General features: G+C 64.1%; 26 protein-coding genes and 1 riboswitch. Of the genes, 17 read left to right on the forward strand and 9 right to left on the reverse strand.

Features of this window, described 5'->3' with window-relative positions:
- Position 1 precedes the first annotated feature (1 nt).
- The gene (locus HZS63_RS10740) at positions 2–1,984 is read right to left on the reverse strand and encodes a DNA topoisomerase IV subunit B (RefSeq protein WP_180684030.1); all 1,983 of its coding nucleotides are present in this window, start codon (positions 1,982–1,984) and stop codon (positions 2–4) included.
- A 51-nt stretch (positions 1,985–2,035) separates the two neighbouring features.
- Here HZS63_RS10740 and HZS63_RS10745 point away from each other — a divergent pair, with 51 nt between their 5' ends.
- Genes HZS63_RS10745 through bamC form a run of 6 tightly spaced genes read left to right on the forward strand, consistent with a single transcriptional unit; the run spans position 2,036 to position 8,023 of the window.
- Positions 2,036–3,859 carry an AsmA family protein gene (locus HZS63_RS10745; RefSeq protein WP_180684031.1) on the forward strand — a complete coding sequence of 608 codons (1,824 nt, stop codon included), beginning with the start codon at positions 2,036–2,038 and terminating at the stop codon, positions 3,857–3,859.
- 43 nt (positions 3,860–3,902) lie between these two features.
- The gene (locus tag HZS63_RS10750; protein WP_180684032.1) at positions 3,903–5,153 is read left to right on the forward strand and encodes an MFS transporter; all 1,251 of its coding nucleotides are present in this window, start codon (positions 3,903–3,905) and stop codon (positions 5,151–5,153) included.
- A gap of 26 nt (positions 5,154–5,179) precedes the next feature.
- Positions 5,180–5,332: a hypothetical protein gene (locus tag HZS63_RS10755; RefSeq protein ID WP_180684033.1), complete on the forward strand. Its 153-nt coding sequence runs from the start codon at positions 5,180–5,182 to the stop codon at positions 5,330–5,332.
- Between the two features lie 6 nt (positions 5,333–5,338).
- Positions 5,339–5,917 carry a class I SAM-dependent methyltransferase gene (locus HZS63_RS10760; protein ID WP_180684034.1) on the forward strand — a complete coding sequence of 193 codons (579 nt, stop codon included), beginning with the start codon at positions 5,339–5,341 and terminating at the stop codon, positions 5,915–5,917.
- Positions 5,918–5,958: 41 nt separating this feature from the next.
- Positions 5,959–6,843, forward strand: a complete 885-nt coding sequence (gene dapA / locus HZS63_RS10765; protein ID WP_180684035.1) for a 4-hydroxy-tetrahydrodipicolinate synthase — start codon at positions 5,959–5,961, stop codon at positions 6,841–6,843.
- A 52-nt stretch (positions 6,844–6,895) separates the two neighbouring features.
- Positions 6,896–8,023 (forward strand): outer membrane protein assembly factor BamC, encoded by a 1,128-nt coding sequence (gene bamC, locus HZS63_RS10770; RefSeq protein WP_180684036.1) that lies wholly within the window; start codon positions 6,896–6,898, stop codon positions 8,021–8,023.
- Between the two features lie 65 nt (positions 8,024–8,088).
- Here the strand turns inward: bamC and ahpF are convergent, their stop codons facing one another.
- Positions 8,089–9,675, reverse strand: coding sequence for an alkyl hydroperoxide reductase subunit F (gene ahpF / locus HZS63_RS10775; protein ID WP_180684037.1), 1,587 nt, complete (start codon positions 9,673–9,675; stop codon positions 8,089–8,091).
- Between the two features lie 197 nt (positions 9,676–9,872).
- Complete coding sequence (gene ahpC / locus HZS63_RS10780; RefSeq protein ID WP_180684038.1) at positions 9,873–10,436, reverse strand: alkyl hydroperoxide reductase subunit C; 564 nt, start codon at positions 10,434–10,436, stop codon at positions 9,873–9,875.
- Between the two features lie 296 nt (positions 10,437–10,732).
- Here ahpC and HZS63_RS10785 point away from each other — a divergent pair, with 296 nt between their 5' ends.
- The 7 genes from HZS63_RS10785 (at position 10,733) to hemP (ending at position 17,086) form a co-directional block, all read left to right on the forward strand.
- Positions 10,733–13,063, forward strand: a complete 2,331-nt coding sequence (locus tag HZS63_RS10785) for a TonB-dependent receptor (protein ID WP_180684039.1) — start codon at positions 10,733–10,735, stop codon at positions 13,061–13,063.
- 6 nt (positions 13,064–13,069) lie between these two features.
- Positions 13,070–13,762 carry a Fe2+-dependent dioxygenase gene (locus HZS63_RS10790; RefSeq protein ID WP_180684040.1) on the forward strand — a complete coding sequence of 231 codons (693 nt, stop codon included), beginning with the start codon at positions 13,070–13,072 and terminating at the stop codon, positions 13,760–13,762.
- Positions 13,762–14,877 carry an alpha-hydroxy acid oxidase gene (locus tag HZS63_RS10795; RefSeq protein ID WP_180684041.1) on the forward strand — a complete coding sequence of 372 codons (1,116 nt, stop codon included), beginning with the start codon at positions 13,762–13,764 and terminating at the stop codon, positions 14,875–14,877. The genes HZS63_RS10790 and HZS63_RS10795 overlap by 1 nt, the downstream gene beginning before the upstream one ends.
- Positions 14,878–14,970: 93 nt before the next feature.
- Positions 14,971–15,726 (forward strand): energy transducer TonB, encoded by a 756-nt coding sequence (locus HZS63_RS14250; protein ID WP_180684042.1) that lies wholly within the window; start codon positions 14,971–14,973, stop codon positions 15,724–15,726.
- 6 nt (positions 15,727–15,732) lie between these two features.
- On the forward strand, positions 15,733–16,467 hold the full coding sequence (locus HZS63_RS10805; RefSeq protein ID WP_180684043.1) for a MotA/TolQ/ExbB proton channel family protein: 735 nt from the start codon (positions 15,733–15,735) through the stop codon (positions 16,465–16,467).
- Positions 16,468–16,478: 11 nt separating this feature from the next.
- Positions 16,479–16,886: an ExbD/TolR family protein gene (locus tag HZS63_RS10810; protein ID WP_180684044.1), complete on the forward strand. Its 408-nt coding sequence runs from the start codon at positions 16,479–16,481 to the stop codon at positions 16,884–16,886.
- On the forward strand, positions 16,883–17,086 hold the full coding sequence (gene hemP / locus HZS63_RS10815; protein WP_219339165.1) for a hemin uptake protein HemP: 204 nt from the start codon (positions 16,883–16,885) through the stop codon (positions 17,084–17,086). The genes HZS63_RS10810 and hemP overlap by 4 nt, the downstream gene beginning before the upstream one ends.
- 27 nt (positions 17,087–17,113) lie before the next feature.
- Here the strand turns inward: hemP and HZS63_RS10820 are convergent, their stop codons facing one another.
- On the reverse strand, positions 17,114–17,521 hold the full coding sequence (locus tag HZS63_RS10820; protein ID WP_180684045.1) for a GlcG/HbpS family heme-binding protein: 408 nt from the start codon (positions 17,519–17,521) through the stop codon (positions 17,114–17,116).
- Between the two features lie 108 nt (positions 17,522–17,629).
- Between HZS63_RS10820 and HZS63_RS10825 the strand changes: the two genes are divergently transcribed.
- Both HZS63_RS10825 and HZS63_RS10830 read left to right on the forward strand, forming a co-directional pair.
- Complete coding sequence (locus HZS63_RS10825; protein WP_180684046.1) at positions 17,630–18,322, forward strand: Bax inhibitor-1/YccA family protein; 693 nt, start codon at positions 17,630–17,632, stop codon at positions 18,320–18,322.
- 84 nt (positions 18,323–18,406) lie between these two features.
- Positions 18,407–18,871: a hypothetical protein gene (locus HZS63_RS10830; RefSeq protein WP_180684047.1), complete on the forward strand. Its 465-nt coding sequence runs from the start codon at positions 18,407–18,409 to the stop codon at positions 18,869–18,871.
- A gap of 3 nt (positions 18,872–18,874) precedes the next feature.
- Here HZS63_RS10830 and rlmD read toward each other — a convergent pair whose 3' ends face one another.
- The 4 genes from rlmD to surE all read right to left on the reverse strand — a co-directional run bounded on the left by rlmD (position 18,875) and on the right by surE (position 22,906).
- Positions 18,875–20,314 carry a 23S rRNA (uracil(1939)-C(5))-methyltransferase RlmD gene (gene rlmD / locus HZS63_RS10835; protein ID WP_180684048.1) on the reverse strand — a complete coding sequence of 480 codons (1,440 nt, stop codon included), beginning with the start codon at positions 20,312–20,314 and terminating at the stop codon, positions 18,875–18,877.
- Positions 20,314–21,135 carry a peptidoglycan DD-metalloendopeptidase family protein gene (locus HZS63_RS10840; protein WP_246316304.1) on the reverse strand — a complete coding sequence of 274 codons (822 nt, stop codon included), beginning with the start codon at positions 21,133–21,135 and terminating at the stop codon, positions 20,314–20,316. The genes rlmD and HZS63_RS10840 overlap by 1 nt, the downstream gene beginning before the upstream one ends.
- 89 nt (positions 21,136–21,224) lie before the next feature.
- Positions 21,225–21,866, reverse strand: a complete 642-nt coding sequence (locus HZS63_RS10845) for a protein-L-isoaspartate(D-aspartate) O-methyltransferase (protein WP_180684050.1) — start codon at positions 21,864–21,866, stop codon at positions 21,225–21,227.
- A gap of 197 nt (positions 21,867–22,063) precedes the next feature.
- Positions 22,064–22,906 (reverse strand): 5'/3'-nucleotidase SurE, encoded by an 843-nt coding sequence (gene surE / locus HZS63_RS10850; protein WP_180684051.1) that lies wholly within the window; start codon positions 22,904–22,906, stop codon positions 22,064–22,066.
- 103 nt (positions 22,907–23,009) lie between these two features.
- Between surE and HZS63_RS10855 the strand changes: the two genes are divergently transcribed.
- Both HZS63_RS10855 and HZS63_RS10860 read left to right on the forward strand, forming a co-directional pair.
- A complete protein-coding gene (locus tag HZS63_RS10855; RefSeq protein ID WP_180684052.1) occupies positions 23,010–24,002 on the forward strand; it encodes an NADPH:quinone oxidoreductase family protein in 993 nt (330 codons plus the stop codon).
- 23 nt (positions 24,003–24,025) lie between these two features.
- A riboswitch (TPP riboswitch) is annotated at positions 24,026–24,134 on the forward strand.
- The gene (locus HZS63_RS10860; protein ID WP_180684053.1) at positions 24,124–25,491 is read left to right on the forward strand and encodes a sodium:solute symporter family transporter; all 1,368 of its coding nucleotides are present in this window, start codon (positions 24,124–24,126) and stop codon (positions 25,489–25,491) included. It overlaps the preceding riboswitch by 11 nt.
- Before the next feature lie 22 nt (positions 25,492–25,513).
- Here the strand turns inward: HZS63_RS10860 and HZS63_RS10865 are convergent, their stop codons facing one another.
- Complete coding sequence (locus HZS63_RS10865; protein WP_180684054.1) at positions 25,514–26,872, reverse strand: glutamine synthetase family protein; 1,359 nt, start codon at positions 26,870–26,872, stop codon at positions 25,514–25,516.
- Positions 26,873–26,978: the final 106 nt, after the last annotated feature.

Below are 26,978 nucleotides of genomic sequence, written 5' to 3' on the forward strand. Positions count from 1 at the left end.
CTCACACGTCGATGTCCACCGCGTCGCCATAAATTTCCATGAGTTCGCGGCGGGCAGCGGCCTCGCCCTTGCCCATGAGTTGGGTGATGCGGGCTTCAGTGGCCGCAAAGTCCAGGTCGCCCAGTTGGACCGGCAGCAGACGCCGGGTGTCGGGGTTGAGGGTGGTGTCCCACAACTGCTCGGCGCTCATTTCACCCAGCCCCTTGAAACGGCTGATGCTCCAGGCGCCCTCCCTGACGCCGTCCTTGCGTAGCTTGTCCAGGATGGCGGTCAGCTCGCCCTCGTCCAGCGCATAGACCTTGCCGGCGGGCTTCTTGCCACGCGCCGGAAAGTCCACACGGAACAGCGGCGGCCGGGCCACATACACATGGCCGGCTTCGATCAGCTTGGGAAAGTGGCGGAAGAACAAGGTAAGCAGCAGCACCTGGATGTGCGAGCCGTCCACATCGGCGTCGCTGAGTATGCATATCTTCCCGTAGCGCAGACCACTGAGGTCTGGCGTGTCGTGCGGCCCGTGCGGGTCGACGCCAATCGCTACGGCGATGTCGTGGATTTCGGTGTTGGCGAACAGCCGGTCACGCTCCACCTCCCAGGTGTTGAGCACCTTACCGCGCAAGGGCAGGATGGCCTGGCACTCCTTGTCGCGCCCCATCTTGGCGCTGCCGCCGGCGGAGTCACCTTCCACCAAAAACAACTCGTTATGCGCGATGTCGCGGCTTTCGCAGTCGGTGAGCTTGCCGGGCAGCACAGCCACACCCGAGCCCTTGCGCTTTTCTACCTTCTGGCCGGCCTTCTGGCGGCTCTGCGCGGCTTTGATGGCCAATTCCGCCAGCTTTTTGCCGTAATCCACGTGCTGGTTCAGCCACAGCTCCAGCGCCGGGCGCACAAAGTGACTCACCAACCGCACGGCGTCACGCGAATTCAGCCGCTCCTTGACCTGGCCCTGGAACTGCGGGTCCAGCACCTTGGCCGAGAGCACGTAGCTGGCCCGGGCGAACACGTCTTCGGGCAGCAATTTCACCCCTTTGGGCAGCAGGGCATGCAGTTCGATGAAGCTTTTCACCGCCTGAAACAGGCCATCGCGCAGACCACTGTCGTGCGTGCCGCCGGCGCTGGTGGGGATGAGGTTCACGTAACTCTCGCGTACTGGGGTGCCTTCGTCGGTGAAAGCCACCGCCCAGGCCGCGCCCTCCCCTTCGGCAAAGGCTTCATGGCCTGAGTCGGCATAGCCCTCGCCTTCGAAGAGCGGAATCACCGGCTCGGCACTCAGGGTCTGCTGCAAATAGTCGCGCAGGCCGCCCTTGTACTGCCAGGTCTGGGTGTCGCGGGTTTTTTCGTTCACGAGCGACACGCTGACACCCGGCATCAGCACGGCCTTGCTGCGCAGCAGGTGCACCAGTTCGGCCTGTGGCAAGGTGGCGGACTCGAAGTACTTGGCATCGGGCCACACCCGTACCGTGGTGCCCTGCTTGCGGTCGCCTTCGGCGCTGGGGCGACGGGTCAGGGGCTCGGCCACGTCGCCCCCGGCAAAGGCCATGCGGGCCACATGACCCTCGCGGTAGCTGGTCACTTCCAGGCGGGCAGAGAGCGCATTGGTCACGCTGACGCCCACGCCGTGCAGCCCGCCGGAGAAACTGTAGGCCCCGCCCTTGCCCTTGTCGAACTTACCGCCCGCGTGCAGGCGGGTGAACACCAGCTCCAGCACCGGGGCGTTTTCTTCGGGGTGGATGCCATGGGGAATGCCGCGACCGTCGTCTTCCACGCTCACCGAGCCGTCGGCATGCAGCACCACTTTGATCTTGCGGCCAAAACCAGCCAGCGCTTCATCGGCGGCGTTGTCCAGCACCTCCTGAATGATGTGCAGCGGGTTGTCGGTGCGGGTGTACATCCCCGGGCGCTGCTTCACGGGCTCCAGGCCCTTGAGAACACGAATGGAGCCCTCGGCGTAACCTTGGGCGTTCACAGGTGCGGATCGGTCGGTCATGGCCACGGATTGTAGAGACGGGTAACATCCCCCTACCAATCCGAGCCTCCCATGAAAGCCCTGAAGATCTCCCTGGCGGTGGTGGCCGCCCTCATCCTGGTGCTGATGCTCATCGCCGTGGCGCTGCTCCTCATGTTCGATGGAGAACGGCTGCGGCAACAGCTCAGCCAGACGGTGGAGCAGCGAACCGGGCGGACCCTGGCTTTGTCGGAAGACATTTCGCTGAGCTTCTGGCCCCAGGTGGCGGTGCGTATCGGCCCCTCGAGCCTGTCGGAACCGCGCAGTGAACAGCCATTCGCCCGCTGGGAAGGCGTGAGCGCTGCCGTGGAGGTACGCCCGCTGCTGGCTGGCGAGGTGGTGGTGCGTGAATTGCAGGTGCGCGGCCTGGAAGCCACGCTCGTCCAGCAGCGCAACGGCCAGCTCAACATCGATGACCTGCTGGCCCTGGCCGCTTCCGAGCCCACCGCCTCGCCCCAAAGCGGCCCCACGAGCCTGCCCCGCATCCGCATGGATGCGATCGGGCTGGAGAACGCCCGCCTCACCTTCCGCAATGCGCAAGGCGCCAGCACACGTGCGGACATCTCCCTGAAGGCCACGGACGTGACGGGTGAAAGCGAGGCCCTGAGTGTGGGACAGCTGGTCCTCGACGCGCAGGTGGCATCGGCAGACGCCCAGGTGGCCTTGCGCCTGAACACACCGCTGGAGGTGCACATCGCCTCCAGCCATTTGGCGCTGCCCCGCCTGCAGGGCGAGCTGGACCTGCACCACCCCGGCCTGCCGCAACAGCGCCTGACCCTAGCACTCACCGGGCAGGCTGGCCTGAACTGGGGTGCCTCCACCGCCGAAGCCCGGCTGGACACTCGTCTCGACGGGAGCCCCGTCAAACTGGCACTGGAGGTGGGCGCCTTCCAGCCCTTCACCTTCAAGCTGGACCTGGACGCTCAGCGCCTGGACGTGGACCGCTACACCAAGCGAGAAGCCGCCCCCGCACCCGCTGGAGGACCGGCTTCAGCGCCCAGCCGCATCGACTTGAGCGGGCTCAACGCCCTCAACGGCCAGGCCACGGTGCGCATTGGCGAGTTGAAGGCCAGCGGCCTCACACTCAACGAACTGCGCCTGGGCATGTCGGCGCGGCAAGGGCGCATCGACGTAGCCCCCATCAACGCCCAGCTCTATCAGGGCACGCTCACGGGCAGCGCCAGCCTGCAGACGGCCGGCAACCGGCTGAGCCTGCGCCAGACGCTCAGCAACGTGGCCATAGCCCCCCTGCTGAAAGACCTGGCCGCCAACGACAAACTGGAAGGCCGTGGCAACGTGACGCTGGACGTGAACACCCGGGGGGCCACCACGCAGGACTGGCTGCGTGCCCTGCAAGGCACCGCCAGCCTTGATCTGAAGGACGGTGCCATCCGGGGCATCAACCTGGCCCAGGTGGTGCGCAACGCGCAACAGTTGTTGGGCAGCTCCCGCGCGGCGGCCCTGAACACCAATCCCTCCCAGAAAACCGACTTCAGCGAACTGAGCGCCAGCTTCCAGATCAGCCAGGGCATTGCCACCAATCGGGATCTGAGCCTCAAGGCGCCGTTGATACGCCTGGCCGGCGAAGGCCGCGTGAACCTGCCTGACCAGACCCTGGACTACCTGCTCAAGCCCACACTGGTGGCGACCAGCCAGGGCCAGGGCGGTCGCGAGACCAGCGACCTGCGCGGCCTGACCGTGCCGGTTCGCCTGACCGGCCCGCTGGCCAACCCCGACTGGCGCCTGGAGCTCGGCAGTGCCGTGACAGACACCCTGCGCTCCACCGCACAGGACAAGCTGCAGTCCCCCCAAACCGACCAGATTCGCGACCGCCTTCGCGGGCTGATCGGGCGTTGAGCCTGCGCGCACGCAAATCCCGTGTATTGGTTAGGATTGGCGGATGACCTCGACTGACGCATCCCCTCCGCCCGACCGGAAGCTGTCGGCCCTGCAGGTACTGGCCTGCGGCGCCGCCATCGTTACCCTGTCCATGGGCATCCGACACGGCTTCGGCCTGTGGTTGCAGCCGATCACCCAGGAACAGGGCTGGACGCGCGAAACCTTCGCCTTCGCCATGGCGATCCAGAACCTGTCGTGGGGCCTGTTCGGCATTTTTGCCGGTATGCTGGCCGACAAGTTCGGCGGCTACCGGGTGCTGGTGGGTGGTGCCCTGCTGTATGCCCTGGGGCTGGCCGGCATGGCGCTGTCCACGTCCACGCTGGTGTTCGCACTCACGGCGGGCGTGCTCATCGGCGCCGCCCAGGCCGGGACGACCTACGCGGTGATCTACGGCATCATCGGCCGGCAAATTCCGGCCGAGCGGCGCTCCTGGGCCATGGGCATGGCGGCGGCGGCCGGTTCGTTCGGCCAGTTTCTGATGGTGCCGGTCGAAGGCTTTCTGATCGCGCAGTTCGGCTGGCAGGACGCGCTGCTCATCCTCGGAGCGGCTGCCCTGCTCATGGCGCCGCTGGCCTGGGGGCTGCGCGAGCCGGGCTTCAGCGGCCAGACGACGCCGGTGGTGCGCGAGCAAACCATCCTGCAGGCCCTGCGCGAAGCCTTCGGCTACCGCAGCTTCCAATTGCTCATGGCCGGCTACTTCGTGTGCGGCTTCCAGGTGGTGTTCATCGGCGTGCACATGCCCAGCTACCTGAAGGACAACGGCCTGTCGCCCCAGGTGGCCAGCTACGCGCTGGCGCTGATCGGGCTGTTCAACGTGTTCGGCACCTACGCCGCGGGCGTACTCGGGCAGAAGCTGGCCAAACGCAAGATCCTGGCGTTCATCTACCTGATGCGCTCCGCCGCCATCACCTTGTTCCTGTTGGTCCCACTGTCACCTTGGTCGGTGTACCTGTTCGCCTGCGCCATGGGCTTGCTGTGGCTCTCCACCGTGCCCCCCACCAACGCGATCGTGGCGCAGGTGTTCGGGGTGGCCCACCTCTCCATGCTGGGTGGTTTCGTCTTTTTCAGCCACCAGGTGGGCAGCTTCATGGGGGTGTGGCTCGGCGGCCTGCTGTACGACCGCACAGGCAGCTATGACATCGTCTGGTACATCTCGATTGCGCTGGGCATTTTTGCCGCCCTGGTGAACTGGCCCATTCGCGAACAGCCCATCCATCGCGGTCCCCAGCGTGTGGCAGGCGCCACGGCCTGACTCCGCCAATGGAAGCCTCCTCGGCCATGACACCGCAGCCCCGACCACCCCAATCCCAGCCAGCTTGGCGTTGGCTGGGCTGGGCGATCGCTGTCGCACTCATGCTAGGGGTGTTCAGCCTGTACGCCCACCCTGATTTCATGGTGGACCTCGCCGACCGGCTCTGGTCCTGCTTCTGAATCCGCATGCTGCACACCGCACAGACACCGTCCGACTGGGTTTGCCGCTGGACCCATCTCATCCCCGACCAGCGGCCCGGCGGTCCTCGGACCCTCGATTTGGCTTGCGGCCACGGCCGGCACACCCGCTGGCTGGTGCGTCAAGGCTGCCACGTCACCGCGCTCGACCGCGACGCCGAGGCCCTGATCACGCTGGCCGACCTGGCTCCGCAGGTCCGGACCGTGTGCGCCGACATCGAATCCGGCCCCTGGCCTCTGGCCGGCCAGCGCTTTGATGCGGTGGTGGTCACCCACTACCTCTGGCGCCCACTGTGGCCACAAATCCTCGACAGCCTGGCTCCGGAGGGCGTCCTGATCTACGAAACCTTTGCCCACGGCAACGCCAGCGTCGGCAAACCTGCCCGACCGGATTTCCTGCTTCAACCGGGTGAATTGCTGCAGGTATGCAAAAACCTGCGCATCGTCGCCTATGAAGACGGTTTCCTCACCGCACCCGAGCGTTACATCCAACGCATTTGCGCAGTGCGCCCCAGCGGCAAAGAAATCGATCCACCGCCTCGCTATCCACTGCGCGCGGCTGGGTAGAATGCGCATTTGATCCATTTCCTCACCACCATCCCTCCTCTATGACAACGATCACTGGCAGCATCGTGGCGCTAGTCACCCCCATGCTTGAAGACGGCAGCGTGGACTACCCTACCTTGCGCCAGTTGATCGACTGGCACATCGCCGAAGGCACCGACTGCATCGGCGTGGTGGGCACCACGGGGGAGTCCCCGACGGTGAGCGTGGAGGAACATTGCGAAATCATTCGCGTGGCGGTGGAACAGGCCGCTGGTCGCCGGCCGATCATGGCCGGCTGTGGCGCCAATTCCACGGCCGAAGCCATCGAATTGGCCAAGTTCGCCCGCAAAGTCGGCGCCGACTGCCAGTTGCAAGTCGTTCCTTATTACAACAAGCCCACCCAGGAAGGGCAATACCAGCACTTCAAGGCCATCGCCGAGGCCACGGGCGATCTGCCCATCGTGCTCTACAACGTGCCCGGCCGCACCGTGGCCGATCTGGCCCACGACACCGTGCTGCGCCTGGCTCAGGTGCCTGGCATCGTCGGCATCAAGGAGGCCACCGGCAACATCGAACGCGCCCAATGGCTGATCCGCGAAACCCCCGAACACTTTGCCGTCTATTCCGGTGACGATCCCACCGCCGTAGCGCTCATGCTCTGTGGCGGCCAGGGCAACGTGAGCGTGACGGCCAACGTGGCCCCCAGACTCATGCACGAGCTCTGCATGGCCGCCATCGCTGGGAACGTGAAAACCGCCATGGCCATCCAGATGAAGCTGATGCCTGTGCACAAACAATTGTTCGTGGAGCCCAATCCCATACCCGTGAAATGGGCCATGGCCCAGATGGGCCTGTGCAGTGCCGCCCTGCGGCTACCGCTGACCCCGCTCAGCCCAGCCAATCAACCCGTCGTGGCCGAAGCCCTGCGCACCGCAGGCCTGCTTTGAAGCACCTTCTGGAACTTCTGACACACGCGCCAATCATCCGATGAGTCGCTCCATGAACCTGAAACACACCGCTGTCCGACATCCCCCCCGCCCCAACCTTGTTCAGTGGGGAACCGTGGCCCTTGCCGTCGCCCTGGCCAGCGGATGTTCGGTCCTGGAAGAAGACCGCATCGATTACAAAAGCGCCCGACAGGTCAATTCCCTCGAAATTCCGCCTGATCTCACTCAACTCAGCCGCGACTCTCGCTACACCATTCCTGGCGGCGTGGTCACTGCCACCGGCTTCCAGATCGCACAACCCCAGCAGGGGATGCCGACCGCCGCCAACCAGATCGGCGATGTGCGTATCGAGCGGGCTGGCAACCAGCGCTGGCTGGTCGTGGACCGGGCTCCAGAAGAGCTGTGGGGATCCATCAGAGACTTCTGGCAAGAAAACGGCTTTCTGCTCATACTCGATCAGCAGAACCTCGGCCTGATGGAGACCGACTGGGCCGAGAACCGCGCCAAGCTGCCACAGGACTTCATCCGCGCCACCATTGGTCGGATTTTCGAGAATCTCTACTCGACCGGCGAGCGCGACAAGTTTCGTACCCGGCTGGAGCGCAACGCCGCCGGAGGCACCGAGATCTACATCAGTCACCGCGGCATGGTAGAGGTCTATACCAGTGCCCGCCAAGACAACACCATCTGGCAACCACGCCCGGCTGACCCGGAGCTCGAAGCCGAGTTCCTGCGTCGCCTCATGGTCAAACTGGGCGTGAGCCAAGAGCAGTCGCAAGCACTGATCGCCGCTGGAGCCATACAGCCGGCCGCGCGCGTTGCCACGGTCGACAACGTTCCCGTGGTGCAATTGGATGAAGGTTTCGACCGGGCTTGGCGGCGCGTGGGTCTGGCACTGGACCGCACGGGTTTCACGGTGGAAGACCGTGACCGCTCGCAAGGTGTGTATTTCGTTCGCTATGTGGCCCCTGATGCCACCATGGAAGCGGAAAAAACGGGCTTCCTGAGCCGCATGTTTGGAGGCTCGCGCCGCAACGATGCCACCCCTGTGCGCTACCGCATCGTCGTGCGCAGCAGTGACAACCAATCCACCGTCTCGGTGCTGGACGCCAATGGCCAGCCCGAGTCCTCGGCGAACGCCCAGCGCATCGTTCAGGTGATTGCCGACGACCTCAAGTAATCAGCACTTCAACCCTGCAACAAAACGGCCAGCCATGCTGGCCGTTTTGTCATCTGCCAAGGGCTTCAGAGCGCGGCTGCTTCCTCGGTTGCAGGCATCGGGGTGCGAATCAGGTAGTCGAAGGCGCTGAGCGCGGCCTTGGCACCCTCGCCGGCTGCGATCACGATCTGCTTGTATGGCACCGTGGTGCAGTCACCCGCCGCAAACACACCCGGCACATTGGTTTGCCCCTTGGCGTCCACCACGATCTCACCGAATCGATTGAGCTCCACGGTACCCTTGAGCCATTCGGTGTTGGGCACCAAGCCAATCTGCACGAAAATGCCCTCCAGCTCCAGGTGGTGTTCGGCGCCACTGATCCGATCCTTGTACCGGATACCGTTGACCTTGTGGCCATCGCCAGTGATTTCGGTGGTTTGGGCATTGGTGATGATGGTCACGTTCGGCAGGCTCTTGAGCTTGCTCACCAGCACAGCATCGGCCTTGAGCTGATCAGCGAACTCGATCAGCGTGACGTGCTGCACGATGCCGGCCAGGTCGATGGCCGCTTCCACACCGGAGTTACCCCCGCCGATCACTGCCGTGCGTTTGCCCTTAAACAACGGGCCATCGCAGTGCGGGCAATAGGCCACGCCCTTGTTTTTGTATGTCTGCTCGCCAGGCACATTCACGTTGCGCCAGCGCGCACCGGTGGACAGGATGACAGAGCGCGCCTGCAGCACCGCACCGTTGGCCAGCTCCACCGACACATAGCCGCCTTCCTGCTCGGCCGGAATCAGCCTCACGGCCTGTTGCAGGTTCATGATGTCCACGCCGTAGTGCTTGACCTGCTGCTCCAGCGCGGCGGCAAACTGGGGGCCTTCGGTTTCCAGCACCGAAATGTAATTCTCGATGGCCAGGGTGTCGTTCACCTGCCCGCCGAAACGCTCGGCAGCCACGCCGGTGCGGATGCCCTTGCGCGCGGCATAGACGGCTGCCGCCGCCCCGGCCGGGCCACCACCGACGATCAGCACGTCGAACGGGTCTTTCACACTAAGTTTGGCGGCCTCTTTCTCGGCGGACTTCGTATCCAGCTTGGCCACGATCTCTTCCACCATCATGCGGCCGGAACCAAACACCTGGCCATTCAGATACACCATGGGTACCGCCATGACCTCGCGTTCGCTGACCTCCTGTTGGAACAGCGCGCCGTCGATCACCACGGTCTTGACCTTGGGATTGAGCACGGCCATCAGGCTGAGCGCCTGCACCACATCCGGGCAGTTGTGGCAGCTCAGCGACATATACACCTCGAACTGGTAGTCGCCATCCAGCGCCCGGATCTGTTCGATCACGTCCGGATCGACCTTGGGGGGGTGACCACCCGTCCACAGCAGTGCCAGCACCAGCGAGGTGAATTCATGCCCCAGCGGAATGGCGGCAAAACGCAGGCTCATGTCAGAGCCGACCCGTTGCAGGCTGAACGATGGCTTGCGGGCATCGGTGCCATCGGTACGCACGGTGATTTTGTCGCTCAGGCTGGCAATGGTCTGCAGCAACTCCACCATCTCGCGGCTGCTGTCGGAGTCATCCACCGTGGCGACCAGTTCAAACGGCAAGGTCACACGTTCCAGGTAGGCTTTCAATTGGGCCTTGAGGGTATCGTCGAGCATGGTTTTCTCCTTGTAAGCAGGGTGTTGGGAGGTTGCCGTCAGTGCAACCCATACCTAAATTATAGATTCAGACTATTGATTTTGTTATTGGATATTTCTAATCTATCGATAGACTCTTTCCATCTGAACTCGAGTCGAAAAAAAAGGTGTCGACCTGCGACACCTTTTTCTCTGGCCAGTCAACAGGCCCAGCGGCATCAGATCTTGCCGACCAGTTCCAGCGACGGAGCAATGGTCTTGGCCCCTTCGTTCCACTTGGCAGGGCACACCTGACCGGGGTTGGCGGCGGTGTACTGAGCGGCCTTGAGCTTGCGCAAGGTTTCCTTCACGTCGCGGGCGATCTCGTTGCTGTGGATTTCAGCGGTTTTGATGATGCCTTCAGGGTTGATCACAAAGGTGCCGCGCAGCGCCAGACCTTCTTCTTCGATGTGCACGCCGAAGGCGCGGGTCAGGGTGTGAGTGGGATCGCCGACCAACGGGAACTTGGCCTTGCCCACAGCGGGAGAGGTCTCGTGCCACACCTTGTGGGAGAAATGGGTGTCGGTGGTGACGATGTAGACCTCGGCACCAATTTTCTGGAACTCGGCGTAGTTGTCGGCTGCGTCTTCCACTTCGGTGGGGCAGTTGAAGGTGAAGGCGGCTGGCATGAAGATCAGCACGGACCATTTGCCTTTCAGGCTCTGGTCGGTCACTTCGATGAACTTACCGTTGTGGAAGGCTTGGGCCTTGAATGGCTGGACTTGAGTGTTGATCAGAGACATGAGGATTTCCTTTCAGTTGTAGAGAACACGAAACAAGAAACAAGTACGCCAGCAGGGCAAGGTCATGTGCTGACGTCTTGGCGCAATGATAGCCCAAAACAATGAATAATGACGAATGATAGTTTCTATTGCGCCGATAGTTTTTCCCAGCACGGCACGCCAGATCCGCTCCTACCCACACACCTATAAGTGAATGATACTCATTATCGTTAAATAGGGTATGATCTCGCTTTCAGCCAGCCAGAACGGGTACCCGTTGTCAGCCAGCCAGCAACCTCAAACCGTTCGACTGTCGCATGAAACCGCTGCCTGCTTCGAGTGCACACGCGCCTGCGCGCACCTCCGCTTCAACCACGCTGCCGACCCTGCTGCCAATTGGGGCCATGCTCCTGGCCAGTTCTTTTGCAGCCCTGGCGCAGGGCCCGTCACCTGCCGAAACCACCCTGTCCGCCGTCACCGTGAAAGAGCAAGCCGAGGCCCCTGAGGGCAAAGACTCCTTGCGTGCCACGGAATCCAGCATCGGCAAAGGCCGGCAAGCGCTGCGTGACATTCCTCAATCGGTGACCGTGGTCACGGAAAAATTGATCGATGACCGCAACCTCCATACCGTCAAAGAAGCCTTGAAAAACACCGCCGGTATCACTTTCCTGGCAGCGGAAGGCGGCGAGGAGGACATTCGACTCAGAGGTTTTTCCTTGCAAGCCACCGGGGATTTGTTCATCGACGGCATGCGAGATCCCGCGATCTACGACCGCGACACCTTCAATCTCGATCGCCTGGAGGTGTTGCGAGGATCGGCGTCCATGCTGTTTGGCCGCGGATCGACCGGGGGTGCCGTGAACCAGGTCAGCAAAGTGCCGCGCCTGATCGATGAGCACGAAATCGACCTCACCTTGGGGAGCCATGCCTACCGGCGCATCACTGGAGATTTCAATATCCAGACCGGCCCCAATGCGGCCTTGCGCATCAACGCCATGGCCACCAAAGCCGACAACAACGGCTCGGGCAGCAGCATCGACAAACGCGGACTGGCAGCCAGCTACCGCTGGGGGATCGGCGAGCGGAACGAATTTCGGGCAAGCCTGTACCACCTGGACAACCAAAACGGCATCAACTACGGTTTGCCCTTCATCGCACCTTACGCCGGTGCGCCTGCCTCTGAGCGGGCCTTGCTGCCACTGGACCCCAAGGCCTACTATGGCCAGGCCAGCGACTACAACGAGAGCGGCGGCACCATCGCCACGCTGGCCCACACGCACCGTTTCAGCCACGACAGCGAGTTGACCACCCAGGTGCGCACCGGCAGCTTTCACCGGGACCAACGCTCAGGCGCCATCCGGCTGGCCGGCGCAGCACTTCAGCCCGGAGGGGTAGCGGCCAACCTGACGAACTTCGGCCCCAACACGGTTCTGACACGGGGCACCCACCTCAAAATCCAGGACATGGATGTGCTACAGGCGCAAACCGACTACACGAAGGCCTTCACCGCACTCGGCATGCGCCACCAGCTCATGGCGGGGGCCGACTTTTCCGAAGAAAAGCGCACCGTCTTCGCGGCACGCAATGCAGCACAGGGCGGCGTCAACCTGACCAAGCCCAACACCACCGTCGGAACTCCCAACGACGGGGCCTCGGTGGACGAGTCCGCCCGGGTGCTGCGGGTCAACAACGATTACACCTCCACTGGCTGGGGTGCCTACGTTCAGGACGTGGTACAGGTGTCGCCCCACGTCAAGCTGGTCGGCGGCTTGCGCTACGACAACCTGACGGGAGACTACAACCTGCGCAGCATCCCCAACAACGCAGCGGGGCCGGAGACCGTCACTGCCTACCGGATGAAAGTCTCCGAGGTCAGCCAACGCATTGGCGCACTCTATCAGCCGAATAACAGGCACTCATACCACGTATCGGCAGGCACATCATTCAACACATCGGGAGAAGCCTATTCGCTGAGCGCTGGCAATGTTGGCACGCCACCCGAAAAAAGCATCAACTTCGAGATCGGCGCCAAACTCGATTCGGCCGACCGGCAATGGACCACACGACTGGCCCTGTTTCGCTCGACCAAACTCAACGAACGCAACACCGACCCAGACGTGACCGTCATCGATCCCCAGAGCGGGCAACCCACCGCCGTCATCACGACCTCCGGCCGGCGCCATGTGGCGGGCTTCGAGGTCGATATCGCGGGCCGCCTCAACCCGAAGTGGGAGGTCTATGGCTCATACATGTGGATACCCGTCGCGCGCGTCACGCAGGCAGCGCCCTGCCCTGCTTCCGGCGCCTGCGCCCAAAGCGCCCCCGGCGAGCGTGTGGGCGATCGACCGGCGCTCACACCGGAGCACAGCGGCACCGTATGGACGACATACCAGCTCACCCCGAAATGGCGCGTGGGAGGCGGGTTGAACTTCCGCAGCAAGCAGAGGCCCACCCGTGTCGAATTCCATGTCCCGGGGTATGTGACCGCCGACCTGATGGCCGAATACCGGTTCGACTTCGACAAGCTCGCGCTCAAGGCGCAACTGAGCAACGTGACCAATAAGCTGTATGCCGACCAGCTCTATCCGGCCCACTACGTCCCGGGTGCGGGGCGCATGTTACAGGTAACCGCCACCATGAAGTTCTAAGCCACCATGCTCCTCACCCTGCCCGACATCCTCACCCCTGACGAATTGCGCCTCGTGCGCGACTGGCTCGCCCACGCACCTTGGGAAGACGGCCGCGCCAGCGCAGGCCCGCAAGCCCGTTCGGTGAAGCACAACCAGCAGCTTCCCCGCGATTGCGAGGCGGCCCGACAGATCGTCGGGCAGGTGACGCGGGGACTCGACCGATCTCCGCTTTTCTTCAGCGCGGCGCTGCCGCTGCGCCTCTTCGCACCGCGCATCAACCGCTATGCCGGTGCCAGCAACCACTATGGCCCGCACGTGGACAACTCGATCCGGCTTCAGGCGCTGCCCAGTGGCCAGACCGAATACGTGCGCACCGATGTATCGTGCACCGTGTTTCTGAACGACCCCGATGAATACGAAGGTGGCGAACTCACCGTGCACGACACCTACGGCACCCACAGCGTGAAACTGCCCGCCGGACACGCGGTTCTGTACCCCGGCACCAGCGTGCATGAAGTCAGACCCGTGACCCGTGGCGAGCGACTGGCCTGCTTTCTCTGGATACAGAGCATGGTCCGCAGCGATGAACAACGCCGTCTGCTGTTCGACCTCGACATGAACTTGCTCAGAATGCGAGAGCGCCATGGCGAATCGGCTGAAACAACGGCACTGACCGGCATTTATCACAATTTGCTACGCCTGTGGGCAGATACCTGATGCGCACGGCTGATTCACCACCGGTCAACCTGGCTGACCATGAACGCCAGGCCCGCGAGCGCTTGTCACCCTGGACAGACGCCTACTTCAATGGCGGCGCTGCCGACGAACACACCCTGCGGGCCAATCAGGCAGCATGGTCACGGCTGATGCTCTGGCCCCGGGTGTTGTGCGCTGTTGGCATGCCGACCCTGACCACGACGCTGCTGGGACGCGATTGGCCCACCCCCGTACTGGTGGCGCCCATGGCTCAACAAGGCAGGCTTCACCCCGATGCCGAACGGGCCACAGCTTTGGCCGCTGCCGCCCAGGGCGTGGGCATGGTGCTCAGCATGCAGGCCAATACCCCGCTGGAGCACATCGCCCATGATGTAGGCGCAGACCCGGAACGGGGCCCGCTGTGGTTCCAGCTCTACCACCTGGGCGACCGCGGCTGGACTCTCGAGCTGGCCGAACGTGCCGCCCGAGCGGGTTATGAGGCGCTCGTCCTCACCGTCGATGCCCCCATCCAGGGTGTACGCGATCGCGAGCGGCGAGCAGCCGTGTCCGAGTCGAGTCCACTGCCGCAGCCCCACATGCCCCCCGCCTCCGGGGCTGCACAGGGTCTGGCCTCATTGTTACAACAAGCCGCAAGCTGGGCCGATGTGGAATGGTTGCGCGCCCACAGCCCCTTGCCCCTGCTGCTCAAAGGCATCCTGCATCCGGCCGATGCCCGCGTGGCATGCGAGGCCGGCGTCGCTGGCATCGTGGTGTCCAACCATGGTGGGCGGGTACTCGACACCACACCCCCCACCGCCGATGTGCTCCCCCACATCGTCGAAGCCGTTCGTGACGAGATCCCCTTGTTGGTCGATGGGGGCATCCGGCGCGGCACCGACGTCTTCAAAGCCCTGGCCCTGGGCGCCAGGGCCGTGCTTCTGGGACGACCGGTGGCTCACGGACTGGTCAACGGAGGAGCCCGCGGCGTAGCGCACGTGCTGCGCCTGCTGCTCGACGAATTCAGCGCCACCATGGCCCTGTGTGGTCTGGACAGGGTGAGCGCCATCACACCCCGATATTTGTACCCCAATCCGAACCCGTTCATCAATTTAAATGAGATTAATTCTCGTTTATAATCCAGTCAGATCCTATTTTTACAATGCCATGCTGTCAGGTCTCTTGTTCTCATTGTTGCTCGTCATCGCGCTGGGCTGGTGGGTGCTGAGATCATGAACTTCCCCCCTACAACCTCTATGCCACCCTTCACCACACGCCACTTCGTCGTCGTGACCGCTGTGGTCGCCGCGCATGCGGGCGCGTTGTGGGCGTTGCAAGCAGGGCTGCAAAACCGCCCGCCACAAGAAGTGGTCATCCCCGCCCAGATTGTGGCCGAATGGGTGACTGCGGCAACTCCGGCCCATCCGGCACCTCCGCCCGCCCCTACCTCTGCGCCGCCGGTGGCTGCACCCCCACCGCGTCCGAGCCCTGCTGCGCTCGCGCCTCGCCCCATGTCTGCGCCAGTCTCACAGGCGGCGTCGAGCGCGGAGCCGCTGCCAACCCTGCCCGTCGCGAAAACAGAGCCACCCGCTGCCGATGCCTCGCCCGCCACCTCGCTGGCGACGCCGCCTGCCCATTCGGACAGCACGGTGCCCAGTGCCCTGTCCCTGGCCAGCGCACCCCCGGGGCCACCCGCGCCGCCACGCATCGAACTGCCTTCTGCCGCGGCCCGCTACCTCGACAACCCACCGCCCCGTTATCCCCCGCTGAGCCGACGCCTCGGCGAACAAGGTCAGGTGGTGCTGCGCGTGCGCATCGAGGTGGACGGCACTGCCTCCCAGGCCGAAATCCGCACCTCGAGCGGCTACGCCCGGCTCGACCAAGCCGCGTTGCAAACAGTACTGGCCTGGCGCTACGTTCCAGGCACCCGCAACGGCGTGCCCGAGGCCATGTGGTTCAACATCCCCATCAATTTCGTACTGGAGTAATTCGTCATGGACATGCAATTCGGCCTGGGCCACGTCTGGCAGCAAGGGGACTGGGTCATCCGTTTGGTGGCCATCATTTTGCTGACGATGTCGGTGGCCACCTGGGTGGTGATCGTGCTCAAGGCGATCACCCTGCACCGTCTCCGCGCCCAAGCCCGGGCAGTGGACAGCTTCTGGCACAGCCAGGACTTTGCCGAGGGACTGAACAAGCTCGGCCCGGCTGACAACAACCCCTTTTATTTACTCGCGCTGCAAGGGCGCGAAGCCACCACCCACATCCTGCACCTGGACGGCGAACCACGCCGCCAGTTGCACGACAGTCTGGACGTGAGTGAATGGGTGACGCGCTCTTTGCGCAACGCCATCGATGACGTGACCACCCGCCTGCAGGCCGGTCTGGTGATCCTCGCGTCGGTGGGCTCGACGGCCCCCTTCATCGGTCTGTTCGGCACGGTCTGGGGCATTTACCATGCGTTGCTGGGTATCGGCATGGCGGGCTCGGCGACCATCGACAAGGTGGCAGGCCCCATAGGCGAGGCGCTCATCATGACGGCGCTGGGCCTGGTGGTGGCCATCCCGGCCGTGCTGGGCTACAACGCCCTGGTGCGAGGCAACAAAAGCCTGCTGCACAAGCTCAACCGCTTCGCGCACGACCTCCACGCCTACTTCGTGACCGGGGCCCGTGTGGGTGAGGAAGGGGTGCCATCGAACGCCAAGGTACGGCCGATCAAGCAGGCCTGAGGAGCAACACCATGGCGTTTTCCAACCCCGAATCCGACGACGGCGAGGTGATGAGCGAGATCAACATGATCCCGCTGATCGACGTGATGCTGGTGCTGCTGATCGTGTTCATGATCACCGTGCCGGTGATGACCCATTCGGTGAACGTAAACCTGCCACAAGCCGCCACAGAGCCCCTGCGCGAGCCACCCGAAACCATACGCCTGAGCGTGAACGCCGAAGGTCAGTTGCATTGGAACCAGACGCCCATCACCCAGACCGAACTGGAGGAACGGCTGGCCCAGATCGCCCCCCTAGACCCCCAGCCCGCCGTGCACATCCGCGGCGACAAGGCGGTGCGTTATGAACACGTGGCCAGCGCCATGGCAGCCGTCCAGCGCGCCGGCATCCGCAAGCTGGCTTTCGTGACCGAACCATGATGCAAACCGAGCCCCACATCGATCGTCACCTACCGTCAGAAGCAGGCCACTCGCCACTTTCCATGTCGGCCTATGGGAGCGCCTTTACACTGGATAGCCAAGTCCTTCTGAACGGACAACGGGAGTTGCTGATCCGCCATCGAGGCCAACTCTACCGGCTGAAGGTCACCCGTCAAGGCAAGCTGATCCTGACGAAATGACCCGCTGGGGCTCGCCGCTCAAGATGCTCAAAGGCCGAGCGCGGCAATGCCAGCCTTGGCGATCTGGACATCCTCGCTGGACTTGACACCACTGACGCCCACAGCCCCGATGCACTGGCCGTCCTTGACGATCGGCACGCCGCCCTCCAGCATGCCGGCAATGCTGGGAGCACTCAAAAACGACGTGCGCCCCTGATTGATCACGTCCTCGTAAATCTTGCTCTCGCGCCGGCCCAGCGCAGCTGTGTGCGCCTTGGCCGGAGCGATGTGGGCCGAGACCGCGGGCGCTCCATCCAGCCGCTGCAGCCACAGCAGGTGACCGCCGTCGTCCACGATGGCGATGGTCACGGCCCAGTGGTTTTTCAGCGCCTCGGCTTCCGCGGCGGCCGCGATCAGCTTGACGTCCGCAAGCTCCAGGACGGGTTTGGTGTTCATGAACTTTCCTTCCGAAAGTGGATCAGTGACGAAGACGTAAGCTTAATCGCTTCTCCGCGTGGCGATGGCTTATAGAATGGCAGGCATTTCCTACAGGAGCACGCAACGATGACCCAACCGACGCAAAGCTATGGCCGTTTCGGCACCACGATCGCCACCCAGCAGCGCAACAAGGTCCTGCGCAACACTTACTGGCTGCTGGCCCTGAGCATGCTGCCCACGGTGCTGGGCGCCTGGATCGGCGTGAGCACCGGCATCACCGCCTCGCTCAGCGGCGGGTTGGGGCTGGTGGTGTTCCTCGGCGGTGCCTTTGGCTTCATGTTCGCGATCGAGAAAACCAAGAACTCTGCCGCCGGTGTGCCGGTGCTGCTGGCCTTCACCTTCTTCATGGGTCTGATGCTGTCGCGCCTACTGGCCATGGTGCTGGGCTTCAAGAATGGCGCCGATCTGGTGATGACGGCCTTTGGCGGTACTGCGGCCGTGTTCCTGATCATGGCCAACCTCTCCACGATCATCAAGCGCGACCTGGAAGGGCTGGCGAAGTGGCTGTTCATGGGCGCCATCGTGCTGATGGTCGGTGCCATCATCAATGTGTTCGTCGGCAGCCCGGCTGGCATGGCCGTGATCAGCGTGATGGCCATCGGCATCTTCAGCGCTTTCCTGCTGGTGGACCTCAAGCGCATCATCGACGGCGGCGAGACCAACTACATCAGTGCCACGCTGGGCCTTTACCTGAGCTTGTTCAACATCTTCCAGAGCATGCTGGCATTGCTCGGTCTGTTCGGCGGCGAGCGGGACTGACGTAACTGCGCGAGGGCGTGAAAACGAAATGAGGGGGCTTGAGCCCCCTTTTCATTGCCCAGCCCGCCCAACGTTTGTTGAACAATGCGGTTCATGGTCGCGCCCACGTTTCCCCTTCGCCGCGCCAGCCTGCTGCTGGCTCTGCCTCTGGCCACGCTGTTTGCCGGCTGCGACATGCTGGGCATCGAGACGCCCGGCATGGCAAACGCCAAAAAAGAAGCGGAGGGCAAAGCCATCGGAGCAGCCTGCCGGCATGCCGTACGCAGTCTGGAGGACTGTTACAACTCCAACCCCCGGGTTTCGAAAGCAGCCATCTTCGAAGGTTGGCGCGAGATGGACGAGTACATGCGGGAAAACGAGATCGAGGGCATGCCTGCTGCGCCACCAGCGCCACCGGCCCCTCCCCCCGAAGAGGTGATCTTGCCCCCCTCCACGCCTTCAGCCGCGCCATCGCCTGCAGCGGGACCGGCCATGACGCCCGGTACCTCGGCAGCGCCCACGGGAGCCATAGCACTGCCACCCCGGCCGAATCTGGCGCCGCCGCGCTGAGCGTCAGTCGTCTCGGTCGAACACCGCAATGCTTTCCACGTGAGCCGTGTGTGGAAACATGTTGACCACACCCGCCGCACGACAACGGTAGCCGGCCTGATGGACGATCAGTCCGGCATCGCGCGCCAACGTCGCGGGATTGCAACTCACATAGACGATGCGACGCGGTGGCTGCCATCCCGTGGGTGAGCGCTGGCCGGCCAGGTGAGCCTGATGCAAGTCGGCCAACGCCTTGACCAGGGCGAAAGCCCCTTCTCGGGGCGGATCGACCAGCCACTTGTCGGCATAGCCGTCGGCCACCAGCATCTGCGGGGTCATCTCGAACAGGTTGCGCGCCTCGAAACGGGTGGGGGCCAGCCCATGCCCTAAAGCCAGGTGGCGATCAAGGTTTTCCCGTGACCGCGCCACCAAGGCTTCACTGCCTTCGATACCCAGCACCTCACGGGCTTGAGTGGCCAGCGGCAACGTGAAGTTGCCCAGACCACAGAACCAGTCGATCACGCGCTCGTCGCGGTGCACGTCCAGCAGGCGCACCGCTTTGGCCACCAGCACCCGATTGATATGGGGGTTGACCTGGGTGAAATCGGTCGGCTTGAACGGCATGCGTATGCCGAATTCGGGCAGAGCATAGGCCAACAGGGGCTCATCGGCTTCGGGGTCGAGCGGGTGTACGGTATCGGGTCCCTTGGGCTGCAACCACCATTGCAGACAAACGCCTTCCTCTCGCCGGGCGGCGGCAAAGTCCCGCAAACGTTGCAGGTCAGAGGCGCTCAGCGGCTCCAGATGGCGCAGCACCAGCGCGGTCACTTCATCGCCCACCGCGAGTTCGATCTGCGGACAGGTTTCGCGGGCATCCATGCCATGGATGAGTGCCCGCAAGGGCAGCAGCAGGCGGCTCACATGAGGCGGCAGCACGGCGCACTCGCGCATGTCGGCCACATAGCGGCTCTTGCGTTCGTGAAACCCGATCAGCACTTCGCCTTTCTTCTGCACGTAGCGCACCGACAACCGCGCCCGATAGCGGTACCCCCAGGCCGGACCTTGAACAGGCCGGAGCACCGACTCGGGCCGTACCTTGGCCAGATGCCAGAGGTTGTCCTCCAACACCCGTTGTTTGACGGCCACCTGCGCACCCGCGTCCAGGTGCTGCATCTTGCAACCGCCACAAGCCCCCGCATGCAGGCCGAAATGCGGGCAACGGGGCGCCACCCTCAAGGCCGATTCCCGATGAATGTCGGTCAGGACGGCCTGTTCCCACTGGTTCTTGCGGCGCTGTGTCTGGGCACTCACCCACTCGGTGGGCAAGGCACCATCGATGAACACCACCTTGCCGTCCGGGCGGCGGGCCACGCCCTGGGCCTCCAGGTCCATCGAGGTGACTTCCAGCCACCCGGGCAGTCGGCCCGTCTCGACGACGGCCTCCGTTGCCTCGGCCGGTGCCATCAACGGCGCGGGAGGTGGTTGAGGGGATCGACGGGCTTGCCCTGCCGACGCACCTCGAAATGCAGCTTCACCCGGTCTGTATCGCTGCTGCCCATTTCGGCGATCTTCTGACCCTGGCGCACGTTTTGGTCTTCGCGGACCAGCAAAGCCTGGTTGTGGGCGTAAGCGGTAAGGTAGGTGTTGTTGTGCTTGAGGATGATCAGGTTGCCATAGCCGCGCAGGCCGGCACCGGCATAGACCACCCGCCCATCGGCCGCCGCCACCACCGGATCGCCCGCACGCCCCCCGATGCCGACGCCCTTGTTGCGCGCTTCGTCGAAGGCATCGATCACGGGACCGTTGGCAGGCCAGATGAAGCGGATTTCCTCGGTCGCAGGCACCCGGGTGGGTGCGGCGGCAGGCGCAGGCGAGGCAGCAGCAGTGGTCGTCGAGGACTCGGTCAAAGGACGCCCCTGCGCGTTGGACATCGGCACCGGCTGAGCCGCCGTGCCCTGTTCAGGCGCCGGGGCAGCCACCGCAACGGGCTCAGGCGGCGCCACGCGCAGCACTTGGCCAACCTCGATCACATTCGGGTTGACGAGGCCGTTCCAGGCCTGAATGTCGCGCCAGTTCTGACCGGTTTCCAAGCCAATCCGGATCAATGTGTCACCAGGGCGTACCGTGTAGTATCCAGGTTTACCGGCATTCTCAGCGCCTGGAGGCAGCGGGGTGGTCGCTGCCGTGGTGGCCGGTACCGGGGAACGGTCCACCACCGGCGCCCGCTGAGCGGGTTGGCGAGGAGCGGCACAACCCGCCAGCATCAGCGCAGACAGCAACAGCATCAGGCCCCAAGCGCCTGTCCTCCCACGGGACTCCATCGGTTCCATGCAATACCTCGTCAAAATCAAAAAGCCCAACGCGCCCACGGCGGTCAGGCCACCCCCGATTTTAGAGGGACAAACAGAACGGCTTCCAACACGTTCTTCACATATCCGCTCGGGGTGCGTTCCACCACCACCAGACTTTGCTGCCCAGGTACGAGTTCCGCAGGCGCCACCAGCCGCGCCCCCACCGCGAGCTGCTCCAGCCAAGCGGTCGGAAGGTCCCGCCCTCCTGCTGCTGCCACGATGCCCGCATAGGGCGCACCGGAAGGGAAACCCGACATACCGTCGCCAAAGATCAAATGCACGTTGGGCAGGCGCAAGGGTCGCAGATTTTCCCGCGCCCGCTCGTGCAGGCCTTTGACGCGCTCCATGCTGTACACCTCGCGACACAGGTGACTCAGCAGAGCCGCCTGGTAACCACAGCCAGTGCCAATCTCGAGCACACGCCCCAAGCGGCCTGTATGGCCATCACACAGCAGTTCCAGCATCCGCGCCACCACACTGGGCTTGGAGATGGTCTGCCCCCAGCCGATAGGCAGGCTGGTGTCCTCATAGGCTTGGGCCACAAGCCCGGAATCGACGAAGCGGTGCCGCTCGATCGCCAAAAATGCCTGCTGCACTACAGGATGCTGCAAGCCCCGCGCCACCAGCTTGTGGACCATGGCTTCGCGCACCGCACGGGAATCCATGCCCGCACCCGTGACTGGTGCGGGCGCAATGGCTGGCGCTCTGCCCGTCGAAACGGACCGCGCAGCGCCTCCCCGTACGCCACCACCCTGTGCCCCCGCAGATGTGGCCGCCCAGCCCGGCAGACGGACGGGAAAACCTGGGCGCTCCTTGGATTCGGGCGTCGCCGGTGGGGATGTGGCGGGAGAACGGGGCCGGCTCACCTCGACTGATGCTCCATGGGGCGCTGCATGTCCAACGGTTCGGCTGCTATTGGCTGCTGAGCAGACAAATGGGCCGCCGACTGCGCCCAGTACGCCAACCGGGAATGGTCTGTCAGGTCGATCTGCAAGGGCGTGATCGAAACGAACCCCTGCGCGGTGGCGTGGAAATCCGTCCCTTCGGCGTCATCCTTGGCGGGGCCGGCCGCGCCAATCCAGTACATGGTTTCACCGCGCGGGTTCACCTGGGTGATGACGGGCTCCGCAGCGTGACGACGCCCGAGCCGGGCCACTTTGAAGCCTTGCATTTGCGCCAGGGGCACGCAGGGCATGTTCACATTGAGCAACCATGGTTCATGGTGCCCACCCACGCTGGCGAGGCGGTGGGCCTCGATCGAGGGCATCAGGAAACGCACCAGTTCCTGTGCCTTGGCGGCAGCGGCGTCCAGATGACGCCAGCCCTTTTCGGTTTGAGAAAACGCGATCGCCGGTACCCCGAACAGGTAGCCCTCCATGGCCGCGCCCACGGTACCGGAATAGATGGTGTCATCGCCCATATTGGCGCCGTTGTTGATGCCAGACACCACCAAATCGGGGGTATAGCCCAGCAAGCCCGTGAGCGCGATGTGCACACAATCCGCCGGCGTGCCGTTGACGTAGCGAAACCCGTCGGGGGCGGTGCGCACATACAGCGGCGAATGCAACGTGAGCGCGTTGGATTTCGCGCTGTTGTTGTGCTCGGGGGCCACCACCTCGACTTCGGCAATCTCGCTCAGGGCTTCGTACAGCGCCCGAATGCCCGGGGCCTGATAGCCGTCGTCGTTGGACAGAAGAATCTTCATTGGATGGGATTGTAGGGCGTCGCCACAGGGACAAGCGAAACTGGCCCGGCATGGTCGTCGTCCCTATGATCCAGCATGGTACGAGACCGACAAGGAGACCTGCATGCAAGCCTGGCTGTGCGAAAACCCCGTGGGCGTGGACGCCCTGACCTGGAAGGAGTTGCCGACTCCGCAACCTGGCCCCCAAGACGTGCTGATCGAGATCCACGCGGCCAGCCTCAACTTTCCCGACCTGCTGATCGTCCAGAACAAGTATCAGATCAAGCCCCCGCTGCCGTTTGTGCCCGGCGCGGAGTACGCCGGTGTGGTGCAAGCCGTGGGCAGCGAGGTGACCCACCTCAAACCTGGGCAGCCCGTGGCCTGCCTGAGCGGCACCGGAGGGTTCGGCACCCACACATTGGCACCGGCCGCACTGTGCATGCCCCTGCCCCCCGGGTTCGACCTGGTGGACGCGGCCGCCTTCATCATGACCTACGCCACCTCCTACCATGCCCTCATCGACCGCGCGGCCCTCAAGGCGGGGGAAACCGTGCTCGTGCTCGGCGGTGCAGGCGGCGTGGGCACAGCAGCGATCCAGATCGCGCGGCAAGCCGGTGCCCATGTGATTGCTGCCGCCTCCAATGATGAGAAATGCGCGTTGTGCCGCGAAGTCGGGGCGCACGCCACCATCAACTACAGCGAGCACACGCCCGCCGGTACGCTGCGTGAAGCGATCAAGCAGGCCACGGGCGGCAAGGGCCCGGATGTCATTTACGACCCGGTCGGCGGCGATTTTGCCGAACCGGCTTTCCGCTCCATCGCGTGGCGGGGGCGCTATCTGGTGATCGGTTTCGCCTCCGGACCGATTCCCAGCCTGCCGCTGAACCTGCCGTTGCTCAAGGGAGCTTCCATCGTGGGCGTGTTCTGGGGCGATTTCGCCAAGCGCGAGCCCCAGGCGAATGCCGCGATGATGCAAACCCTGGCGCAGTGGTACCTGCAAGGCAAGATCAAACCCGTGATCGACCGCACCCTGCCCATGAACGAACTGCCTCAGGCCTATGCGCTGATGGGCAGCCGTCAGGTCAAGGGCAAGCTGGTGCTGGTGAATTCGCGCTAAACTCGCTGCCACACCATGTGTTCAACAGTCGCCAGGGGAGTCCCGTCAGGGGCTGAGAGTGCGTCCAACCCGCGCAGACCCTGGAACCTGATCCGGTTCATGCCGGCGGAGGAAGCGCGACATGGCTTACGCCACTTTGGCCGCCCTGGGAGCGGCACTCCTGTTGTTCGTCTGGGTCGGCCTGCGGGCACGCACCCCACACGCTGATCTCGACCAGTACCTCACGGCCCGCAACTCGCAGGGGGCCACCACCCTCGGGCTGTCGTTCCTGGCGTCGGGTATGGGCGCCTGGATTCTGTTTGCCCCGCCAGAGGTGGGGGCTTTCGTGGGCCCCGTGGCCGTGGCGGGTTATGCAGCGGGCGCAGCCCTGCCCTTCCTGCTGCTGGCCTGGTGCGGCCCGGCCATCCGGCGCCGATTGCCGCAAGGCCGAAGCATCAGCGAATACGCCCAGGCACGTTTCGGCACCGGCCTGCGCCACTGGGTGTCGGCCATGTCGGTGCTGTACATGCTGTGTTTCATCACGGCTGAACTCACGGCCATCGGGGCCATCACGGCCATGCTGTCCGACATACCGGGCAGTTGGACGGTGGTAGGCGTGGCCATCACCACCCTCATCTACACCGCTTGGGGCGGCCTGCGCGCCAGCCTGGCCACCGACCGCTGGCAGGCCTGGTTGCTGGTGGGCCTGCTGGTGATCGTCGCCGGTGTGGCCGTCCCCTCCCTGCCGGCTGGCGCTTTCGAGCACCCCCTACCCGCCGCACCCATCGGGGTATCGCTGTCGGTGGCTCTGACGCTGGTGATCGCCGTGACGGCCGCCAACCTCTTTCACCAAGGCTACTGGCAGCGGGTATGGGCGGCGGAAAGCGACCAGGCCTTGCACCACGGTGCCTGGCTGGGTGGCGTGGCCACCGTGCTGGTGGTGATCGTGGTGGGCGGGCTGGGCATCCTCGCGGCCGCTTCGGGCAAGAACCTGGGCCAGCCGCCCATTCCCTTCTTTGCCCTGCTGGCCGACGCGCCGGGGTGGCTGGCCCTGCCGGCGCTGCTGCTGGCGCTGGCGCTGGTCGCCTCGTCGGTGGACACCTTGCAGAACGGCATTGCCTCGCTGGTGGTCACCAGCCGCCGTGGTTTTTCCCTGACGGCGGCGCGCTGGGTCACGGTGATTCTGATGGTGCCTGTGGTGCTGGTGGCACTGCAGGGGTTGTCGGTGTTGCGCCTGTTCCTGATTGCCGATCTGCTGTGTGCCACGGCCGTGGTGCCGGTGCTGCAGGGGCTGTGGAACCGCATGACGCCGGCGGCCGCCGTGGCGGGCTGCGTGGCCGGCCTGATCGGCGCCGTGCTGCCCGGCTGGGTGCAGACGGGTTCGCTGGCAGGTGGTCTGCTGGCGGCCAGCTTCCCCCAGAGCATCCCCACCCTCGCGCCCTTCCTCGGGGCTCTGGTGGCATCGACCGTGGTGAGTGTGGGACTCGCCTGGCTCAGACCCGCCCGTTGAGTACCAAGGCGGGCGCTTGCACTCACACGTGCAGCAACAGGAAGCGCCGCTCCCAGGGGCTGACCACGTCGAAATACTCCTGGTATTCCGCCGCCTTGATAGCGCTGTAGGTTTGCAGGAAGTGCTCACCAAACAGCTCGGCCAGGGGTTGGCAGGCCGTCAGGCGTTCGATGGCGTCGTCCAGGTGGCGCGGCAGCTGGTGCGGCTGCTCGTAGGCGCTGCCCGTGGTTGGCTCAGAAGGCCGGATGCGCTGCTTCATGCCCAGGTAGCCACAGGCCAGGCTCACCGCAATCGCCAGATAGGGGTTCACATCCACCCCCGCCAGCCGGTTTTCCACGCGCCGCGCCTCCGGACCCGAGTGGGGGACGCGCAGGCCGCAGGTGCGGTTGTCGTAACCCCAGCTCAGGTTGATCGGAGCTGACGTGAAGCGCGACAGGCGGCGGTACGAGTTCACATAGGGCGCAAAGACCGCCGTGGCGGCCGGCAAATAGGTCTGCAAGCCGCCAATGAAATGGAAAAACTCGTCGGAAGCCTCGCCGTCCGGACGGCTGAAGAGGTTCTGACCGGTTGCCGTGGACAGCACGCTCTGGTGAATGTGCATGGCGCTGCCAGGTTGCCCTTGCATGGGCTTGGCCATGAAGGTTGCATACATATTGTGCCGAATCGCCACCTCGCGCACCGTGCGCTTGAACAGGAACACCTGGTCGGCCAGCGGCAACGGATCGCCGTGGTCGAGGTTGATCTCCATCTGCGCCGTGCCCATTTCGTGGATCAGCGTGTCGAGCTGGATGCCCTGGGCTTCGCACCAGTCGTACATCACGTCAAAAATGTCATCGTACTCGTTCACCGAATCGATGGAAAAGCTCTGCATGCCAGCCTCGGTGCGGCGCGTGCGACCCACCGGGGGCTTGAGAGGAATGTCCTCATCGGGTTCGATCTGGACCAGATAGAACTCCATTTCCGGCGCGATGATCGGCTTCCAGCCTTCGGCCTCGTACAGGCGGATCATGCGGCGCAACACGCCGCGGGGTGACAAAGGGGTTTCCGTGCCGTCGAAACGGTAGCAGTCGTGGATGATCTGGGCCGTCGGCTCCTTGGCCCAGGGCACCGGCCGCAGCGTGGTGGCGTCGGGGGTGAGCACCATGTCGCCATCGGCCACCGAGGTGAAATCCTTTTCGGGATAGTCGCCGGTCACCGTCATGGTGAGCACCGCCTCGGGCAGGCGCAGGCCCACGGCCGGGTTGTACTTGTGGCGGGGCACGATCTTGCCGCGCGCCTGGCCCGCCATGTCGGGAATCAGGCATTCCACCTCGGTGATGCGGTGCTCGTCCATCCATTGCTGGATGTAGGCGGGGTCGTGTGTAGCTGAAGCTTGGGTCATGACAAACGGTCGAGTGACGATGGGTTAACTGTACGCCGAGCCTGCCCGAACAGCACAACCGCTTGCAGCAATCTGGATGGGGCCGCTTTGCCCGCTCCCGCTTTGC

The organism is Tepidicella baoligensis, assembly GCF_013432195.1.
GTDB lineage: Bacteria > Pseudomonadota > Gammaproteobacteria > Burkholderiales > Burkholderiaceae_C > Tepidicella > Tepidicella baoligensis.

Coding starts and splice junctions, on each gene's coding strand:
- dapA (WP_180684035.1), top strand. CDS start 5,959: ATGACAACGATCACTGGCAGCATCGTGGCGCTAGTCACCCCCATGCTT.
- HZS63_RS10825 (WP_180684046.1), top strand. CDS start 17,630: ATGACCCAACCGACGCAAAGCTATGGCCGTTTCGGCACCACGATCGCC.
- HZS63_RS10740 (WP_180684030.1), bottom strand. CDS start 1,984: ATGACCGACCGATCCGCACCTGTGAACGCCCAAGGTTACGCCGAGGGC.
- HZS63_RS10820 (WP_180684045.1), bottom strand. CDS start 17,521: ATGAACACCAAACCCGTCCTGGAGCTTGCGGACGTCAAGCTGATCGCG.
- HZS63_RS10750 (WP_180684032.1), top strand. CDS start 3,903: ATGACCTCGACTGACGCATCCCCTCCGCCCGACCGGAAGCTGTCGGCC.
- HZS63_RS10755 (WP_180684033.1), top strand. CDS start 5,180: ATGACACCGCAGCCCCGACCACCCCAATCCCAGCCAGCTTGGCGTTGG.
- HZS63_RS10810 (WP_180684044.1), top strand. CDS start 16,479: ATGGCGTTTTCCAACCCCGAATCCGACGACGGCGAGGTGATGAGCGAG.
- surE (WP_180684051.1), bottom strand. CDS start 22,906: ATGAAGATTCTTCTGTCCAACGACGACGGCTATCAGGCCCCGGGCATT.
- HZS63_RS10855 (WP_180684052.1), top strand. CDS start 23,010: ATGCAAGCCTGGCTGTGCGAAAACCCCGTGGGCGTGGACGCCCTGACC.
- HZS63_RS10790 (WP_180684040.1), top strand. CDS start 13,070: ATGCTCCTCACCCTGCCCGACATCCTCACCCCTGACGAATTGCGCCTC.
- ahpF (WP_180684037.1), bottom strand. CDS start 9,675: ATGCTCGACGATACCCTCAAGGCCCAATTGAAAGCCTACCTGGAACGT.
- bamC (WP_180684036.1), top strand. CDS start 6,896: ATGAACCTGAAACACACCGCTGTCCGACATCCCCCCCGCCCCAACCTT.
- HZS63_RS14250 (WP_180684042.1), top strand. CDS start 14,971: ATGAACTTCCCCCCTACAACCTCTATGCCACCCTTCACCACACGCCAC.
- HZS63_RS10840 (WP_246316304.1), bottom strand. CDS start 21,135: ATGCTGTTGCTGTCTGCGCTGATGCTGGCGGGTTGTGCCGCTCCTCGC.
- ahpC (WP_180684038.1), bottom strand. CDS start 10,436: ATGTCTCTGATCAACACTCAAGTCCAGCCATTCAAGGCCCAAGCCTTC.
- HZS63_RS10830 (WP_180684047.1), top strand. CDS start 18,407: ATGCGGTTCATGGTCGCGCCCACGTTTCCCCTTCGCCGCGCCAGCCTG.
- HZS63_RS10805 (WP_180684043.1), top strand. CDS start 15,733: ATGGACATGCAATTCGGCCTGGGCCACGTCTGGCAGCAAGGGGACTGG.
- HZS63_RS10795 (WP_180684041.1), top strand. CDS start 13,762: ATGCGCACGGCTGATTCACCACCGGTCAACCTGGCTGACCATGAACGC.
- HZS63_RS10745 (WP_180684031.1), top strand. CDS start 2,036: ATGAAAGCCCTGAAGATCTCCCTGGCGGTGGTGGCCGCCCTCATCCTG.
- HZS63_RS10785 (WP_180684039.1), top strand. CDS start 10,733: ATGAAACCGCTGCCTGCTTCGAGTGCACACGCGCCTGCGCGCACCTCC.
- HZS63_RS10845 (WP_180684050.1), bottom strand. CDS start 21,866: ATGGATTCCCGTGCGGTGCGCGAAGCCATGGTCCACAAGCTGGTGGCG.
- rlmD (WP_180684048.1), bottom strand. CDS start 20,314: ATGGCACCGGCCGAGGCAACGGAGGCCGTCGTCGAGACGGGCCGACTG.
- HZS63_RS10865 (WP_180684054.1), bottom strand. CDS start 26,872: ATGACCCAAGCTTCAGCTACACACGACCCCGCCTACATCCAGCAATGG.
- HZS63_RS10860 (WP_180684053.1), top strand. CDS start 24,124: ATGGCTTACGCCACTTTGGCCGCCCTGGGAGCGGCACTCCTGTTGTTC.
- HZS63_RS10760 (WP_180684034.1), top strand. CDS start 5,339: ATGCTGCACACCGCACAGACACCGTCCGACTGGGTTTGCCGCTGGACC.
- hemP (WP_219339165.1), top strand. CDS start 16,883: ATGATGCAAACCGAGCCCCACATCGATCGTCACCTACCGTCAGAAGCA.